The sequence below is a fragment of the Aquabacter spiritensis genome (assembly GCF_004346185.1).
Lineage (GTDB): Bacteria > Pseudomonadota > Alphaproteobacteria > Rhizobiales > Xanthobacteraceae > Aquabacter > Aquabacter spiritensis.
Genome location: NZ_SMAI01000001.1, coordinates 449,586 through 466,785, shown reverse-complemented (window position 1 = coordinate 466,785; position 17,200 = coordinate 449,586). Strand labels below are relative to the sequence as shown.

Below are 17,200 nucleotides of genomic sequence, written 5' to 3'. Positions count from 1 at the left end.
GACGCAAGCTTCGCGCAAGCTTGGGATGCGATACCTTTCGCCATGGCAGGTTGACTGCTCGCAGATGGCGGGCAGGGGCACAGTCCGCGGAGACCGCGGCGCCCCATCAAAGGCATGACGCCGCCCTGCCATGCCGGTGCAAGCCCGGCATGTCCCCCAATCATTCAGACTCAAACTGAGGGACATTCACTATGACCAGCCTGATGACCAACACCTCCGCCATGGTCGCCCTGCAGACCCTGCGGACCATCAACTCCAACCTCGACCAGACCAACAACCACGTCTCGACCGGCCTGCGCGTCACGTCGGCCGCCGACAATGCGGCGTATTGGTCGATCGCCACCACGACCCGGTCCGACAATGGCGCGCTCGGCGCCGTGAAGGATGCTCTCGGCCTGGCCAAGTCTTCCGTCGACACCGTCAATACCGGTCTCGACACGGTGCGCACCGCGCTCCAGAAGGTGAAGGAAAAGCTGATCACGGCCGCGTCCCCGGATGCCGACCGTTCCAAGCTCCAGACCGAGATCAAGAGCCTGCTGAGCGAGCTGAAGAGCAACGCCAACAGCACGGTCATCTCGGGTGCCAACTGGCTTTCCGTGGATTCCAGCGAAGCGAACTACAATGCCACCAAGTCGGTGGTCGCTTCGTTCTCCCGCACCGGCGACAGCGTCCAGGTCGACACGATCGATATCGACACGACCAGCTTCAAGCTGCTCGATGCCAATGCGACGGTCCACACCGCTGTCGATGCGGCGGTTACGACGGCCTCCGCCGGCTATTCCACGGCCCAGACGACGGCCGGGACCGCCTACACCACGGCAAAGACGACGGCGACCACGGCCTATGACACGGCCATCACCGCCGCCGACACGGCCTTCGCAGGCAGCGCCATGGACGCCGCTGCGGTGGCGGCCCGCGACGCTGCCTACGCGACGGCGACCAACACCCGCGATTCGGCCTTCTCCACGGCCGAGGCTGCCAAGAAGACCGCGCTCGACGGTGCGGTTCTCGCTCTCAACAATGCGCTCGATGCCTCCGGCACCGATAGCCTCGGCATCCTCGACAAGACCCGGGTTGCCGCGACCTCGAGCGGTACTGCGACCGTGAGCTCGATCATGGACATCGACATTTCCGGGCTGTCGGCCAGCGAAGCCGATCTCGACAAGCTCGCGAACTTCACCTCGATCGTCGATGCCGCGCTCACGGACCTGACGGATGCGTCCACGACCCTCGGCTCGGCTTCCAGCCGCATCGAGTCGCAGACCAACTTCGTCCAGGCGCTCCAGGACGCCAACGACCGCGCGATCGGTTCGCTGGTGGACGCCAACATGGAAGAGGAATCCACCAAGCTGAAGGCGCTGCAGACGCAGCAGCAGCTGGCCGTGCAGTCGCTCGGCATTGCGAATTCCTCGTCGCAGAGCGTGCTCAGCCTGTTCCGCGGCTGATCCCAACGTCCTCCCGCGCCAATCTCCGCCTGGCGCCTCCTGGCCACGCCCCCCTCGGGCGTGGCCTTTCTTTTGGCCGTGGGCGTTGCAATGCCCAGGCAAGGTTGCCGTTCCAAAGTCCGAAGGCGCAGCGGATTTCCCCCCCGCCCGCTGCGAAGGGTGCATCCCCGCACCCGGCTCGTGCCGGTCCGCGTCAGCGGGCCGGCACGTAACTTTCTGACGGGCAGAGATGATCGGACGCGACCAGCTCAATCTCATTCTCGGCAACCTGCGCAGCCTCGGCACGCGGCGGCTCGCCGCTTTGGGGCTCGTGGGCCTCACCGTCCTCGGCGTGATCGCTGCCGGCGCCTATTATCTCGGGCAGCCGGAGCGCGAAACGCTCTACGCCAATCTCAGCCGGGACGACGTCACCCGCATCGGCGGCGCGCTGAAGGATGCCGGTATCTCGTTCGACGTCAGTTCGGACGGCGCGGCGGTGCTCGTGGCGCATTCCGACACCGCGAAGGCGCGCATGCTGCTGGCCGTGAAAGGTCTGCCGCAGAGCGCAAGCACCGGTTACGAATTGTTCAACGACATGCGGTCCTTCGGTCTCACCTCCTTCATGCAGGAGGTGACACGGGTGCGCGCCCTCGAGGGGGAACTTGCCCGCACCATCCAGACCATGAAGGGCATCAAGGCGGCGCGCGTCCATATCGTGCTGCCGGACCGATCCTCGTTCCGGCGTGACCAGCAGGCGGCGTCCGCTTCCGTGGTGATCCGCACCGAGAATGCCGACGACGCCTCCTCCGCCCAGGCGATCCGCCATCTCGTGGCCTCGGCCATTCCCGGCATGAAGCTCGATAGCGTCACCGTGCTCAGCACCGAGGGGTCTGTCCTCTCCTCGGGAGAGGACGAGGCGAATGCGCCTTCGGGCCGCAAGGCGATCCTGCAGCAGCAGGTGGCGCGCGAGACCGAGGAGAAGATCCGGCGCACGCTGACGCCCTATCTCGGCATCGGCAATTTCGAGATCAGCGTCTCGGCGCGCATCGACACCAACCGCAGCACGAGCAGCGAGGTGACGTTCGATCCCGCTTCCAAGACGGAGCGCTCGGTGCGCGTGATCAAGGAGAAAGGGACGGCGCAGAACCGCACGAAGCAGGCGCCCACCACAGTCCAGCAGAACCTTCCGCAACAGCAGGCCGGCGGCGATGCCGGCAACGATTCGACCGAGCAGAACGATCGCCGCGAAGAATTGACCAATTTCGAGATTTCCTCGCGCACCGTGCAGACCGTGCGCGAAGGCTTCGCGCTGGAGACCCTGTCGATCGCCGTCCTCGTCAACCGCGACCGGCTCGCCGCCAATGCCGGTCGAGGGTCGGACGTGGTGCCCATCGAGACGCAGATCTACGAGATCGAACAATTGGCGGGGTCGGCCGCCGGCTTCGACAAGGAGCGCGGCGATAAACTGAAGGTGGTGGCGACGCCGTTCGCCGACGGTGGCCATGCGCTCGACCCGATCCCACCGCTGAGCTGGACCGAACTCCTCCTGCGCCAGGCCGGAACGCTGGTGAACGCGCTCACCATCCTGGTGGTCGCCGCCCTGTTGATCTGGTTCGGCCTGCGGCCGGCGGTCCGGGCCATCCTTGCCCGGCCGGAGAGCGAGGTCGACGCGCTCGAGGCGGCCATGCTGGCGGCGCCGCAGGCGGAGGCCGCGGTCGGCGAAGGAGGCGAGGCGCTCCCTGCGGCCGAAGGTCCAGTCAGCCTCATCGAGGATCTCACCAGCCGGCTCAACCGGTCCCCGCAGAAGCGGTTGGAGCAGATCATCGAATTCGACGAAGAGCAGGCCGCCGCGATCCTGCGTCAGTGGCTGCGGCAGGAAGCAAAGGCCTGATCCATGCACGCGATCGCCCGTCACCTTCCCGATTTTGCGCGCCCAGGCACGCGCCCCGCCATTGCGGCCCCACCGCGGCACCCCGCCGCTCCGGTTTCGCCGCTGGCGCCCGCCGCCCCAGATCCGGCGGATCTTGTGCGCGAGGCCCTGGAGCGTGGACGGCGCGAGGGGGAAGCTGCGGCATACGCCGCCTTCGAACGATCCCGTGCGGAGGATGCGACACGGGCTGCAGAGGGCCGTGCCGCGGACCGCGCCGCGTGGGCGGAAGCCGAAGCGGCCCGACTCGCGGATGCGCTTGAAACGGCGATCGACCGGGTCGAGGCGGATCTGTCGGAGCGGATCGCCCGCACCCTCATTCCCGCCCTGGACGCCGCCCTGCGCGCCCGTGCGCTCGCCGAATTGGAAGATTTGATGGTGCCCCTGCTCGCCCGCGAGGACCGTCCGGTCTTCAAGATCAGCGGCCCCGCCGATCTGATCGACCGCTTGCGCATGCGGCTCGGCGACCCGCCGGCCTGCCTGTTCGAGCCGGCAGAAGCGCCGGACGTCCAGGTGGTGATCGGCGAGACCGTGCTGGAGACCCGGCTCGCGGATTGGGCCGAGCGCCTGCGCCAGTCGGTCGTGTGAGGCCGTCATGTCCGAGCACGCGAACCACGAAATCATCATCATCAAGCGTCACGACGACGAGGAGCACGAGCATCATTCGAGCGCGTGGAAGGTCGCCCATGCCGACTTCATGACCGCGATGATGGCGTTCTTCCTGATCCTCTGGCTGATCAACGCGTCCGATAAAGACGTCCGAAAGGCGATCGCCAATTATTTCAACCCGGTCAACCTCGCGGAGAATATCAGCGAGAGGAAGGGCTTGAACGATCCGGAAGATCTCAAGGACCAGGGAACTTCGGCCGATGGCGACAAGAAGTCCGCGCTGAAGAACACGCTCGGCCCCAGCACCGGGCAAGGCGACGACCTTCAGCAGGGGGCGCGCGAGCGCGCCTTGTTCCAGGATCCGTATGCGACGCTCGCTGAAATCGCCGCGCAGGAACCGCCGAACGATGCGACCACCGCCGACGTCGCGGTGGGCGAAACCGGGACGCCCGACGCCGGAAGCGGCGATGCCCAGCGCGATCCCTTCGACCCCGTTTATTGGCAGACCGCGACGGCGCAGAAGCCGAAGACGGATCGCAAGGGTGCCGCATCCGCAAACCCGCCACCCGCCGGCACGCGGCCGGATGCCGCTGCGCCGCGTCCCGCGGGCGCTCCGCCGCCTGCGGGCGGCGGCACCGCGAAGACAGCGCCGGTGACGCCGGGTGCCGCCGAGACCGCCGAGCAAACCGCGCAGAAGCTGGAGGCCGCCCTCAATGCCGCGGTCCAGGGGAATGCGGGCGCCAAAGCCGGTCCGCATGTCGAAGTGCGTGCCACCAAAGAGGGGCTCGTGGTGAATCTGACCGACGACATCGATTTCTCCATGTTCGCATCGGGTTCCGCGGAGCCCGATGCCAAGCTGGTGCGCGCGATGGAGAAGGTGGCGCAGATCCTGTCTGCGCGCCGTGGTGAAGTCGTGATCCGCGGCCATACCGACGGCCGACCGTTCCGCTCCGACCTGTACGACAACTGGCGGTTGTCCACGGCCCGCGCCCATATGGCCTATTACATGCTCGCCCGCGGCGGCCTCGACGAGAAGCGGATCACCAAGATCGAGGGGCTCGCCGACCGTCAGCCGAAGACGGCAGCCGACCCCAATGCGCCGGAGAACCGCCGCATCGAGATCCTGCTGCGGGAGCCCGCAACGTGATCCTCGCCCGCCTCTTTCTGACCGTGGTCCTGCTCCTCACGAGCGGCGGTGCGTGGGCGCAGACTGCGGACCCCTGGGCGGGTCTGCGACAGGATGCGCCTGCGGCATCTCCCGCCTCTGCGGCGCCGCCGCGCCCGCGCCCGTCTCGCCCCGCCCCGCCGCCGTCCGCCCCGGCGAGCGCTGCGACCCCGACGCGCCCGCCGGTGTCGGCCGCCGCGCCGCGCCCTGCAGCGCCTGTTCGCCCGGCCAACCCGGCACCCGCACCTCCCGCACCGGCGGCAGCGCCTCAACAGCCGGTGGTTTCCGTGCCATCTCCAGTGCGGCTGGCCGGGCCGCCCCCGCTGCCTCAGGCGGTCGCGCCGCTGCCGAAGCCCCGTCCATCCGAGATTTCCCTCGCCGGCGCGCCGGTTCAGGCCCCCGCCGCCGAAGAGCGCCCCCCTGTGCCGGATGCTCCGCCTGCGGCGGCCGCACCTTCTGTTTCGGTCTCGCCTCCGCCGGCTCCGGTCCCGGTCCTCGCGCGCATCGAAGCGCCGGCTCCTTCCTTGCCGGCTCCGCCGCCGGCAGTGCCACCGGTCTCGCCCGCAACCGTTCAGCCCGCACCTGCGCAGGTCGCGGCGCCTGCCGCATCTCCGCCCGCGCCTGCTCCCGCGCCGCCGCCCAGTGTTGCGAAGGTCGAAGCTCCCCGACCGGCAGCTGCCGAACTTGCCGGCGGGCGCTCCCCGCTCTGGCCGCAGGAGATGGTGCGTACGCTGCGCCGCCTGCAGGACCAGATGGCGGCCGGCTCGACGGATGCACTGACCGCCCAGCGTGCCTTGATCACGCGCATCGAGCAGGACTTCGCGGCAGCGGATCCCGTCGTCTGGCAGGATCCCCGCAACGCCCGCGCGGCGGTGACCTATTTCCTCAGCGGCGGCAACCCCGCCACGCTCCGTAGGATGATGGGCCAGCAGCCGCCGCCGGCCCTCGATTCACGCCTTCTGCGGGGGGCGCTGGCTTATCTCGAGGGGCGCGAGGAAGAGGCGCTTCGGCAATTGTCCGAGATCGATCCGCGCAGCCTGCCCTCCAGCCTCGGTGGCCAGGTGGCCCTGGCGCAGGCCGCGCTTTGGGTGCGCAAGGATCCCAAGCGCGCCGCAGATCTGCTCGACACTGCCCGGCTTCTGGCGCCCGGCACCTTGGTCGAAGAGGCCGCCCTGCGCCGCGCCATCCTGGTCGCGAGCCAGGCCGGCGACGCCCAGGCGTTCGAGCGGCTGGCGCGGCAATATCTCTTCCGTTTCCGCAACTCGGTCTATGCGGGGAACTTCCGCCAGCGCTTCGCCGCCGCGCTCTCGCGCATGACCTTCATCGGGGATCCGGACCAGATCCATCGTTTGGATGATCTCCTGGAGCCGCTCGAACCCGAAAGCCGACGCGATCTCGAATTGCTGGTCGCCCGCGCGGCCATCGTGCAGGGCAAAACTGCGGCGGCCGGATTGGCGGCCGAGCGTGCACTCTCCGGCACACCGCGCAACAGTGTCGATGCCGAACGCGCGCGGCTCTATCGCGGGGCCTCGCTCGCGCCGAACGCCGATACCTATGGCGAGGCCCTCACCGATCTGCGCACGGTCGACCGCGACCGGCTCGTACCGGCCGACGTCGCGCTCCTCGATGCGGCATCGGCCACGGCGAACATGGTGCGCCAGGCCGCCGAGGGGGTTGCGCTGCCGCCTCCGGCCGCAGGCCCCGTCGCGCTCGCGAAAGATGAAACGCTCCCGGTGCTCGACCGCGCCCGCAGCGCCGTCGAGGCCGCGGATGCGCTGTTGAAAGGGGCTCAGCGGTGAACCCATTCGATGCCGGCGCCCCATTCCGCGCTCAGGGCCTCGGGTCGCGCACGGGAACGCCGACCGGCCCGGAGGGAGGAGACTCCGGCGCGGCCGAAGCCCCATTCTCAAGCCTCCTCGAAGATCTTGCCGGACAGGAGCCTGCCGCGCCGAGCGGTGACCCGGCCGAGGCCGCGCCGCGGGTCCGTCTGACGATCCGGCCGATATGGACTTCAGCGGAAAATCCGAGCCTGGCCCCCGCCGTGCAGATGCCGGATGAGGACCTCGCCGCGGCGCCCTCGGATCCCATTCGGGGCGCGGGGGGCATCGCGGTCTCCTCGCGCGCTCGGGGGGCCGATCTCGGCACAACGCTGCACTCCTCCGCCGGCGCGCGGAATGCCGCGGCAGCGATTTTGGAATCCTCCGAATCCGCGGTCATCTCTCCCACGTCGCGGCGTGACGCCCCCGAGCCGGCCGCGCGCGCGCCGCAAGGCGCTCTTGCGGGGGAGGCTCCCGAGCCAGATGATGCGATGCGGAAGCCCGGCAGCCCCGCCGACGCAATGCGGCGGGTTGTCCTCCCGTCGTGCAATGACATCAAAGACGGTTCGCAGCTCCCCCGCGCCAATCCGGCATCGCAAAGCGCGGCAACCGAACCAGCGCAGAATCGCGCCGGCTGTGGGGCCGCCCAGCCGGTGCCCGCCACGAAATCCGGCAGGATCGAAGAGCCCGTTCCGGTTGTTGCAGAATCGCGCGCGGCGGGTCCCGCCGGGCTGCGCGGCGATGCACGCACGACGTCTCCCGATTCGACAGCGCCGGAGCGCCGCGCGTGGTCCGAAGCCCCCGCGTTTGCGAAGGGAGCACCGAGGCCCGTCGCGGCAGCGGTCGGGGGCGACGCCGTCACGCCGCCGAAGGCCCCTGTTCCGCCAGTGGCTTCGGCTTTGCCGCCAAGTCCCGTGCTTCCGGACGATTCGCGTCCGGAGCACCCCTCGGATCCGGTCCGTGGTCAGGTCCAGATCGAAGCGACATCGCGCGACAACGGACGCCGTTCCGCAGAGGCAGCGCCAGGGGACGGCGCAAGGGAGCCGGGGGCCTCCCAGCTCATGGGCGCCGCTCGTCGCGGGTTCCCGGCGCACGATGCCGCGATCGGGCTGGAAAGGGCCGCGACGGTCGCTGACGGTCACGCCACGGCGGGCCCGCACCCTGATCCTTTCCTTGCGGGTCCCGACGGTGCCCGCGAATTTTCGGCCGCCCCCGTTCTGTCCGAAGATGGCGAGCGCGCTCCACCGCCGCCGGATGCGTCCGCACGCCCGGCTTTGGATCCGCTGCTGCAAACCGTGCCGGCGCCGCTTGCCATGCCGGGCAGGACCGATCCGATGCCGGAGCACAGGCCCTCCCCACCGCATCAAGCTCTGCCCGCGCCATCTCCCGCCGGGATCGCCGCCTCCGCAGAGCCATCCCCGATCCGCATTACGGTACTGGGCCAGCAGACGCATTTCGCGCCGGTGCGCAGTTGGACGCCGCCCGAGACACCTCTCGGCGGGGCCGACAATTTCCGCGATCTCGAAGGTGTGTCGCGCCGCATCCCGGCTGCCGGCTTGGTCCCCACCGAGGGCGATCGGACCGGTCACGGCGTCATGGGGGCCGGGCCGGGAGGAAAGGGTGCGCTTGAAGCGACCCCGTTTGCGCATCCGATCTTGGAGCGCGAACGGACCATGGATCGCTCATCTCCGGGGGCTGTCGCTCCGTCAAGCGCCTTGCCTGGCATCATGATGCCGGCTTCAAGTCCGCCCCGGAGCCTTCGTTCCATCGGCGCGTCAGGCGACGCGCCGACGTCGCCTTCGTCGTCCGCGCAGTCTCAGCCTGCCTCCCCGCTCTATGTCGATCCTGCACCACAAGAATCCGCCCGCCTCATGGCCGAAGGCGACACGCCGGCGCGGGTGCGGCTCCCTGAGTCCGACCGCGCATCGGCCCTGCCCGCTGCGCGCGGGCCGGAGCCGGTCGAGGCGGGCGCTGAAGCGGACCGCATCGATCCACGCCGGTTGGATCGCGATGTACCGATCCGCGGCGCCTCCGAAATGCCTTCGGCGGCGGGTGCCGAAAAAGCGGGCGAGACGGGCGCGGTTCTCCCGACGATCGACGCGGCAGCGACCCCCCCGGGCTTGCCCGCTCAAAGTCTCGACCAACTCGCCCGTGCGATCGGCAGCGAGGCGGCCGAGCTCAGAAGAACTCCGCCACCCGGGGAGGGGCACATGCCCCGCGCCGGACAGCCGCTCCGGCTGCTCGATATCGAGTTGAACCCGACGGATCTCGGGACCATCACATTGCGGCTTCGCGTCAGCGGCGACGGCTTGGAAGTGAAGCTCCACGCTCACGACCCGGCCACCGCGCGCATGCTGCGCCTGGATCAGAACCGGCTCGCCGATCTGCTGCGCGCCGAGGGTCCGGCAGAGGTGTCCGTCGTCGATGCCGCCGACTTCGGCGCGGGCTGGATGCGCTTCGATGCGCCGCCGCGCCTTTCGATCGGATCCGCACAGGATCCCCGCCCGATGTCCGATCAGCGCCAGGACCGGGGTTCGGAGGAGGGCGCCTCGGAAGGAAGCAGGGACGATGACACTCCGTCGGATCGCGGCGCTCGCGATCGTCGCAACGATCGCGGCTAGCCCGCTCGACGCCGCGCCCGCCGGCGAGGCCAAGCTCGGCGTCTGCGAGGCGGAAATTGCGCACGCATCGCAGAAATTCGGCGTGCCCTTGGCGATCCTCTATGCCGTCGGTCTCACCGAAAGCGGGGGCAGCGGGACGCTCCAGCCGCTTTTGGTGGCGACCAAGACGATCAGCTATGTCGGCAAGTCGCGCGCGGACGCGATCCGTCGCTTCCACGAGATCCGCGCGACAGGCACGGAATTGATCGATCTCGGCTGCATGCAGGCGAACTATTACTGGCACAAGGCCGAGTTCAAATCGCTCGAGGAGATGTTCGATCCGCGCGCCAATGTCGAGCAGGCCGCCCGCTTCCTCGCGGTATTGCGCAAGCGGCATGGCAGCTGGATCATCGCGGCCGCCCGCTACAATGCGGGTCCCCACAACACGCCGGCGCAGAAGCGCTATGTCTGCGCCGTGATGCGCAATCTTGTGCGCTCCGGCTTCGGCGCCTGGACCCCCGACGCGAAGGCATTCTGCGAATAGGCGGAGGGGGCGGCGAAGCCCGCCTCGAAAGCAAAAAGACGGCCTCGCCGATCAGGGTGCAGCAACCCGAAAGGCAAATCCGTCTTCATCGGTCGCAGCTTGTGGTCGAGCTGCCGACCCGCTTTAGGCAAACAGGGAATCGATGTCGTTCTGCGACACCACATTGGCGTCCGTGGTCAAGGAGGGGCCGTTGAGCAGCGCTTCGTCCCCGGTGCGCTCGCGGGATATGGTGTCTGCGATCCGCGCCACCTCTTCGCTGCCGCCCCAAATTGCGGTCATCCGCGAGACGTGATGTTCGATGAACTGCATCAGGCCCACGACCTTGCTGATGCGCTGGCCGGTAATGTCCTGGAAATTGCACGCCTCGAAGATCCGCACCGCGCAATCGTGGATCTCCTGAACCACTTCCCGGGCATTCTCCGGATTGCGCGAGAGGCGGCTGGCGAGCGCATCGATTTCTTCGGCGGCAGAGAGAATTTCCTCGGTGGCTGCCTCGGTGTCGCCGACTACCGCGCTCAGTTCGAAGGTGGCGCGGTCGAGCTTGGTCCCGGACGTATGGCCGGCATGGATGGTCGCGATCTCATATTTGGTGCTGTCGATCGCTTCGCGGATCGTTTCCACGCCCTGCCAGACGGCGTGACGGGCGCATTCGGGCTCGCCCGAGGGGCATGGGCGCACCGCCTTGGCGAGGTCGCTGCGCAAAGCGGAGAGTTCCGTTAGGACACGGTCGAGCTGCGCCACTGAGACGGCGTTGGCGGATGCGGCGGGGGTGCGGACGCTGCCTTCAATGCGAAACGGGCGGCTCGTGGACATCCGGGTCTCCTTTTGGAACGGGCTTCTCGAGAAAGTGTGTATTATACTTTGAATGATCAAGAAAAGTGCCCCTCAAAGGCTGTCGCAAGCTTCACGCAAGCTTCGCGCGACTAGAAAATGCTCAGTGACGGACGCGCAGGGCGTTCCGCCGCGCAATATTTGCTGCCTTATGAAGGAGCCTTGTGATGTCAGTTGACCTGTCGATGCCGGTTCTCGTAGTCGACGACTACAAGACGATGGTGCGCATCATCCGAAATTTGTTGAAGCAGATCGGCTTCGACGATGTCGACGAAGCCGCCGACGGGACGGAGGCCCTGGCCAAGCTCAAGGAGCGGCAATATGGGCTCGTGATCTCGGACTGGAATATGGAGCCGATGACCGGCTACGAACTCCTGAAGCGCGTGCGCGACGATGCGGATCTGACGCGCCTGCCCTTCATCATGGTGACGGCCGAGGCGAAGTCCGAGAACGTCATTGCGGCCAAGAAGGCGGGTGTGAACAACTATATCGTGAAACCATTCAACGCGCAGACGTTGAAGAGCAAGATCGAGAACGTGTTCGAGGGCTGACCGCACGCAAAAGGCTTCCTCGCTCCTGCCGCGCAAACGGCGGCGCCCGGCGACCCCGGGCGCCGCCGTTTGCGTTTTTCCGCCGATCCGCCGCCCCTCCCTGGGGCGTCGATCCAGCCATTCTGACAGGGAAATGTCCCCCAAACCCGATGCGACTTCGATTGTTTGGAGTGATTCCAGCTCTTAACCAGTTCTTAGGCGAAACGAAATCGGACCGTCTCTGAACGGGGATCTCAAGTCGTCGCGAAGTCATGAAAATTCTGTGCTTTTGGGGGTGCAGCCGTGTACGTGATCGTCGATCATCGCGAAATTGTCGCGGACAGCTATGTGTCGGGCTTTTCTCGGGAAGGATTCTCCTCCCTTGGTCTGGGCGACGATGAATTCAAGGAATGGTTGGAATCCGCCTCGGAGGGCGACCTCGACGCTGTCGAGGGCTTTCTGCTCGGCGACTTCGACACCCGCCCGACCTATCCGGAAATCATCCGCAATCATTGCTCTGCGCCGATCATTGCGTTGAGCGATGTGAAGTCGCTCACGCAGACCCTTGAACTGTTCACCGCCGGCATTGACGACGTGGTGCGCAAGCCTGTCCATGTGCGGGAGATCGTGGCGCGCTCGGACGCTGTCCGCCGCCGCATGTCGGGGGCCCCCAAGCCAGCCGCGCCCGGCCGCCTCCAGGTGTTCTTCGACGGCCGCGATCCCGAGGTCGACGGCGAGCCGCTCCTGCTGCCGCGGCGTGAGCGTCATATCCTGGAATATCTCGTGAAGAACAGTCGGCGGCGTGTCACCAAGGCTCAGATCTTCAACACCATTTACGGCATCTTCAACGACGATGTGGACGAGAGCGTCGTCGAAGGTCACATGAGCAAGTTGCGCAAGAAGCTGCGGCTCAAGCTCGGGCACGATGTGATCGATGCGAAGCGGTATCTCGGCTATCAGTTCGTCGGCTGAACGCAGATTTCGGCCCGTCCGGATCACGGCGCGGCGCTTGGAGGCGATCCCTCAAGCCGCGCCGGTGGCCGCGAAAAACATCAGGACACTGGGCGGCGGCGCGTGCTTGCTCGATATCATCCGACAGCGGGCCGCCTCACTCCAGCGACAAGCCGAGCCGCGCCGCTTGACGTTGTACGAAGGCTTCCATCCGCCCGCGGCCCTCAGCGGTCAGCCGCACGATGACCCGGCGCCGGTCGAGCGGATCCGGCACCCGGTCGATTAGGCCCGCATCCTTGAGATCGTCGATGCGCCGCAGCGCGGTGGTCGTCGGCGCACCCGAGGCGATGCAGAGGCTGGTCACTGAAATCGGTCGGTTCGTTGCCTCCGCCATGGCGAGATCAAGCAGCATGTCCCAGGCGGGATCGGAGAACAGGCCGGCCTGGAAGATGGCGTCCCGGTCCGCTCGCGCCGCGACCAGCGCCCGCAGATAGTTCGGTCGTGCGGTCGCCAGTGTCTCGCCGGTGCCCTCCTCGCCCGAACTGGCCACTTCGTCCTCGAGAATAGAGAATGCGCGATGAACGGCGTGGGCGACTTCCTCCGGCAAGACCGGTTTCTGAAGAAAGTCCACGGCCTTCAGGCGCAATGCGCCGACAGCCCGATCCAGCGAGGCATGCCCGGTCACGACGATTGCGGCCAACGGGCGGGAGCGCTTCCGCATCGAGAGCTTTTGTAGCAACTCGATCCCGTCGATCCGCGGCATTTGGAGATCTGTCACGATGACTTGAAGGTCTTCGTGCCGCTGGACCAGATCGAGCGCGACCACCGCCGTATCCGCGGTGCGAACCGGCAAGCCCAGGGCGGCGAGCCCCTCGCTCAACTCGACCAGAACGTCAGGATCATCGTCGACGAGGAGAACGCGAGGCTCTTGTGCGGCCACTTGATCCATGAATCACGCCGTCCCGCTGTGAAGGGTGTTCCAGGACGCGGATGCGTTCGGCAGCATGGCGAGCAATTCCTGCAAGGGCCGCTTTCGCGAAACCAAGTGGCCCTGAATGTAGTCGATGCCGTGGGCCCGTGCCAAGGCGAGATCCGCCTGGGTTTCGACGCCCTCGGCGACCACCTTCATGCCGAGGCGATGGCCGAGATCCGCGATCGAGGCGAAGATGCTGCGGGGCTTCTCCCATTCGCGCGCCTGGCGCATCAATTCGAGATCGATCTTGATTTCGGTGACCGGGAGATTGGCGAGCTGAAGCAGCCCGCTCTGGCGCTGCCCGACATCATCGAGCGCAAGGCCGAACCCGGCGAGGCGCAGGCGCGCGAGGGCGGCGAGGGCTCTCGGCGAGGAATCGTAGAGCGCATCCTCGGTCAGTTCCAGAACGACGCTGGCAGGAGCGACTCCAGCGCGTGTCACGACGCTGCTGATCACGGCCACGCAGTCTTCGCTGAGCAGCACGTCCAAGGGCATGTTGACGCTGACCCGTCCGGTCTGGCCGAGGCCGGTCCAATGTGCGCAGGCTTCTGCGGCCTTTCTCAAGACATGCAGGCTGAGATCCACCAGAAGCGTCGGATGGGCGGCGGCACCGGCGATGAGGTCCTGCGGCCGCACCGCGCCGTACCCGGCGAGGAGATTGCCCAGAAGCGCCTCGGCGCCGACGAAGACCAGGGTATCGGCGGTCACCAGCGGCTGGAAGAGGACGGGGAGCGAGCGCCCATGAATCGCGCCCTGGAGCACAGGAAGCAGGGCCGCGCTCGAATGGGACGGTGCCGCGGCCGGTGGGCCGGCGGGCGGCGCAGCGCGCGTGGCGAGGTCCAGCACGAGTTCCGGAGCGAAGGGTTTCTGCAGGCTGCCGAGGACGTCGAGGCCATGGCTGCCGCCGATCGAGGCGGCAGCGCGGAGCAATTCTTCGCCGCTGCCGCTGATGAAAACGAGTTGAGGCGGGTGCCGCGCTTCGGCGATCCGCGAGAGGAAACTGATGCCGTCCATCGCCGGCAGAGCCAGATCCAGCAAAAGCAGATCGTGGTCCGACAAATCGGTCTCGGCGAGGGAACGGGCATCGCCAGCCGTTACAACCTGGTGACCGGCGGCAGTGAGCGCTTCGGCGAGGTCTTCGCAGAATGCCGCGTCGTCATCGAGAATGAGAATTTTCCGGCGTCGCGGCATGTTTCAGCCTTCGACCTTTCCGGCGTTCCGCCGCGAGAGGGCCGCACAAATATCGCCGAGGATCGCGTCCGGGTCGATCGGCTTCAGATAGAGGAGGTCGACGCCGAAGTCCGCGGCTTCCGAGGCGTCGACCACATGGCCGGTCATCATTACGAAGATCTGCGGCTGGAGCGCGGGCGGCAAACTGCGCGCCGCCGTGACGAGCTCGGCACCGTCATACTCGGCGATGCGCAGATCCGTGAGCAGGCAGGTCGGCGTTACCCCGCCTTCCAGAACCGCGAGCGCGTCGGGTGCGGAGGTCGCGACCATGGCGATCCAGCCATTGGCGCTCATATATTCTCCGAGTTCCGCGGCGAGGTCCGCCTCGTCGTCGCAGATCAGGATGGATGGGGCGTCGCTCATGCCGCTTCCTGCGCCGAAGGGGCGGAGGCGATCGGCAGGACGACCGTGAAACGGGCGCCCTCCGCGATGTTCTCCCCCGTAATCTGACCGTTCATGTCGCGTACCACGCTGCGGGCGAGGGAAAGGCCGAGGCCGGTTCCCTTTTCGACGGGCTTGCTCGTCGAAAAGGGCTCGAACAGGCGGCTCATCATTTCGTTGTCGATGCCGCCCGCGTCGTCTTCCACTTCGATCACCGCATTGTCGCCGGCCACCCGTGCGCGCACAAAGACGCATGGTGCACGACCGGGGGTCGTGCGGGCCTCGAAGGCGTCGCGCGCATTGATCAGCAGATTGACAATCACTTGCTCGAACATGGTCTGCTCGCCCGTCACCATCAAGTCGGCGGGGATGTCGAGCTGGATCGAAAGCCGGATCCCGAAGGCGCGATATTGTTCGGCGACGAAACCGACGGCGAGTTCGACCGCGTGGCGCAGAGAAAAGCGGGTCGGCCGGCCGGTCGGCAGCCGGCCATAGCGCCGCACCTGATCGATGATCCGTTTGGCGCGATCGACTTGGGAGGCGACGCGGTCGAGTTTCGCGGCGATGAGACTACGTTCGCCGTCCGAGGCCAGCATGCGATGCGCGTTGGCCACCGCCATGCGGATCACGGCGAGCGGCTGGTTGAGTTCGTGGGCGATCGCGGTCGCCATTTCACCAAGTGTCGCGAGCTTGGCTGCCTGGAGCAATTGAAGGTCGGCGTCGCGGACGCGGGTCGTGTCGGCGAGCACCATCAGAATCTGTGGCCGTCCTTCCCAGATCACGTTGCACAGCGAGCCCCGCAGAGAAATGATCGCGCCTTCCGCGGTGTCGAACGTGAGCGCCAGCGTCCCCCACTGTGCGCCCTCCAACCGTGCGGCGGCGAAGGCCGCATCTGTCAAGCGCGCCCAATCCGGGTGGTCCGGCGAGGCGTCGATCATGGCGCCTCCTCCCGAATTGACAAAGCGAACCCGGCGGTCGCTCGGATCGATCACCGCCATGCAGGCCGGGACGGCCTCGATGACACCACGCAGATTTTCCTCCATGGCCGCCACGGCAGCTCGGGCGGTCTGGACGGCTGCGAGCCGGACGCGATCGCGGCGTGCCTGGACCAGCAGGACCAGAGCGAGGCAGGTTCCCGAAACGAAGAGCAGCATCAAAGGAACGATCGCCGGGGTTGCGGCGAGTTCGCGCTCCCGGCGGAAGATTTCGTCATTATACGCCACGGAGGTCAGCAGCGCGGTCTGAAGTGTGCGGCCGAGCGGTTCGAGGGCGTCGATCCAGCTGAGGACCTCGTCGGCCGTCGCGCGGTCAGCCGGCAGCAGCGGAAGGCGGTCCAGGAAAGCGTCGATCTCGCCCTCGAACGCCTGAACGCCGGACTTCACGCCCGCGATTTCGTCGAGGAACCGGCCCTCCTCGGAGCTGTAGAGAAGCGGCAGGCGCGAGCGCAGAAGCTCAAGGCGCAGCCCCAGGAAATCCAGCGCGTTCTGGCTCGGCACCATCACCACGCTGTCCATGGCCGCGCGCGACTTCACATATTCGAGCTGGGCCTGATACGCGACCCAACCGGAACTGCGGATCGTGGCAGACAGCAGCGCGCGTCTTTGGCTTTCCGTAACGTAAAGCAAAGCCGTCGCAGCAAACAGGCAGATCGTGGTCGCGATCAAGGCGACCGGGAGGACACGCAGCGTGTCGCGGGCGCTATTCAACCACGAAGTCAAGGCTTTTCACCTGCCAAACCATCCGCGCACGGTAGTTCAGTTGCAGAAATTCCGGGCGCGCATCGATCGGGTACATGATCCAGAACGGACCTTTATCGCGGACCCGCATGACTTTTCCGTCGAGGCGGGTGGCCAGCACGATCGGCGCGTCCTTCCAGTCGGCAGCGGGGATGACGGCGACGTAATCATTCATCGCGGTGACGCGGACCGAGACGGGCGACAGCCCGGCGAGCCCGGCGAGCCGTGCCATGGCCGGCCCGCTGAAGCGCTTGGCGCCCTCCGTCCACGGGGTCGATGTCACGATATCGACTTGCGGCATCGCATCGAGAGCGCCGAGGTCGAGGGTTTGCTCCGCCAGAAGGCGGCCGTCGCGCGTGTGCCAGCTCACCAGCAGCAGCCCGGCGCGTTGGACCTGCTGGGCAAGCGCGCACGGCCCGGCAAGGGCCGTGGCGAGAGCGATCAGAAGGAGAGACAGGCGCATCGAGCACATTTACCTCGTG

At 67.2% G+C, this 17,200-nt stretch carries 15 protein-coding genes; 9 read left to right on the top strand and 6 right to left on the bottom strand.

What is annotated here, in order from left to right:
* Positions 1-191: 191 nt before the first annotated feature.
* From EDC64_RS02225 to EDC64_RS02190, 7 genes are all read left to right on the top strand, one after another.
* Positions 192-1,445 (top strand): flagellin N-terminal helical domain-containing protein, encoded by a 1,254-nt coding sequence (locus tag EDC64_RS02225; protein ID WP_132029394.1) that lies wholly within the window; start codon positions 192-194, stop codon positions 1,443-1,445.
* A 229-nt stretch (positions 1,446-1,674) separates the two neighbouring features.
* Positions 1,675-3,315, top strand: coding sequence for a flagellar basal-body MS-ring/collar protein FliF (gene fliF / locus EDC64_RS02220; RefSeq protein WP_132029391.1), 1,641 nt, complete (start codon positions 1,675-1,677; stop codon positions 3,313-3,315).
* Positions 3,316-3,450: 135 nt separating this feature from the next.
* Positions 3,451-3,939 (top strand): hypothetical protein, encoded by a 489-nt coding sequence (locus EDC64_RS02215; protein ID WP_132029388.1) that lies wholly within the window; start codon positions 3,451-3,453, stop codon positions 3,937-3,939.
* Between the two features lie 7 nt (positions 3,940-3,946).
* On the top strand, positions 3,947-5,107 hold the full coding sequence (locus EDC64_RS02210) for a flagellar motor protein MotB (RefSeq protein WP_132029385.1): 1,161 nt from the start codon (positions 3,947-3,949) through the stop codon (positions 5,105-5,107).
* A gap of 737 nt (positions 5,108-5,844) precedes the next feature.
* Positions 5,845-6,924, top strand: coding sequence for a chemotaxis protein MotC (locus EDC64_RS02200; RefSeq protein ID WP_165933614.1), 1,080 nt, complete (start codon positions 5,845-5,847; stop codon positions 6,922-6,924).
* 1,079 nt (positions 6,925-8,003) lie between these two features.
* A complete protein-coding gene (locus EDC64_RS23420; protein WP_165933613.1) occupies positions 8,004-9,563 on the top strand; it encodes a flagellar hook-length control protein FliK in 1,560 nt (519 codons plus the stop codon).
* A complete protein-coding gene (locus tag EDC64_RS02190; RefSeq protein ID WP_132029373.1) occupies positions 9,511-10,086 on the top strand; it encodes a transglycosylase SLT domain-containing protein in 576 nt (191 codons plus the stop codon). The genes EDC64_RS23420 and EDC64_RS02190 overlap by 53 nt, the downstream gene beginning before the upstream one ends.
* 123 nt (positions 10,087-10,209) lie before the next feature.
* On the opposite strand, the gene EDC64_RS02185 is transcribed toward EDC64_RS02190, so the two are convergent.
* Positions 10,210-10,899, bottom strand: coding sequence for a protein phosphatase CheZ (locus tag EDC64_RS02185; RefSeq protein ID WP_132029370.1), 690 nt, complete (start codon positions 10,897-10,899; stop codon positions 10,210-10,212).
* A 185-nt stretch (positions 10,900-11,084) separates the two neighbouring features.
* On the opposite strand from EDC64_RS02185, the gene EDC64_RS02180 reads away from it, so the two are divergent.
* Both EDC64_RS02180 and EDC64_RS02175 read left to right on the top strand, forming a co-directional pair.
* Positions 11,085-11,468, top strand: coding sequence for a response regulator (locus EDC64_RS02180; protein WP_132029367.1), 384 nt, complete (start codon positions 11,085-11,087; stop codon positions 11,466-11,468).
* A gap of 282 nt (positions 11,469-11,750) precedes the next feature.
* The gene (locus tag EDC64_RS02175) at positions 11,751-12,419 is read left to right on the top strand and encodes a response regulator transcription factor (RefSeq protein WP_132029364.1); all 669 of its coding nucleotides are present in this window, start codon (positions 11,751-11,753) and stop codon (positions 12,417-12,419) included.
* Positions 12,420-12,555: 136 nt separating this feature from the next.
* Here the strand turns inward: EDC64_RS02175 and EDC64_RS24000 are convergent, their stop codons facing one another.
* From EDC64_RS24000 to EDC64_RS02150, 5 genes are read right to left on the bottom strand one after another with little or no spacing between them, the layout of a single operon-like run.
* On the bottom strand, positions 12,556-13,347 hold the full coding sequence (locus EDC64_RS24000; protein WP_132029361.1) for a response regulator: 792 nt from the start codon (positions 13,345-13,347) through the stop codon (positions 12,556-12,558).
* Positions 13,348-13,350: 3 nt separating this feature from the next.
* Entirely contained in the window at positions 13,351-14,562 is a 1,212-nt protein-coding gene (locus EDC64_RS02165) for an EAL domain-containing response regulator (RefSeq protein WP_132029358.1), read from the bottom strand.
* A 3-nt stretch (positions 14,563-14,565) separates the two neighbouring features.
* Positions 14,566-14,964 (bottom strand): response regulator, encoded by a 399-nt coding sequence (locus EDC64_RS02160; protein ID WP_245504487.1) that lies wholly within the window; start codon positions 14,962-14,964, stop codon positions 14,566-14,568.
* Complete coding sequence (locus tag EDC64_RS02155; protein ID WP_245504486.1) at positions 14,961-16,700, bottom strand: sensor histidine kinase; 1,740 nt, start codon at positions 16,698-16,700, stop codon at positions 14,961-14,963. Before EDC64_RS02155 ends, EDC64_RS02160 begins: the two co-directional genes overlap by 4 nt.
* Positions 16,681-17,181: a putative pterin-binding protein gene (locus EDC64_RS02150; protein ID WP_132029355.1), complete on the bottom strand. Its 501-nt coding sequence runs from the start codon at positions 17,179-17,181 to the stop codon at positions 16,681-16,683. The genes EDC64_RS02155 and EDC64_RS02150 overlap by 20 nt, the downstream gene beginning before the upstream one ends.
* Positions 17,182-17,200 lie beyond the last annotated feature (19 nt).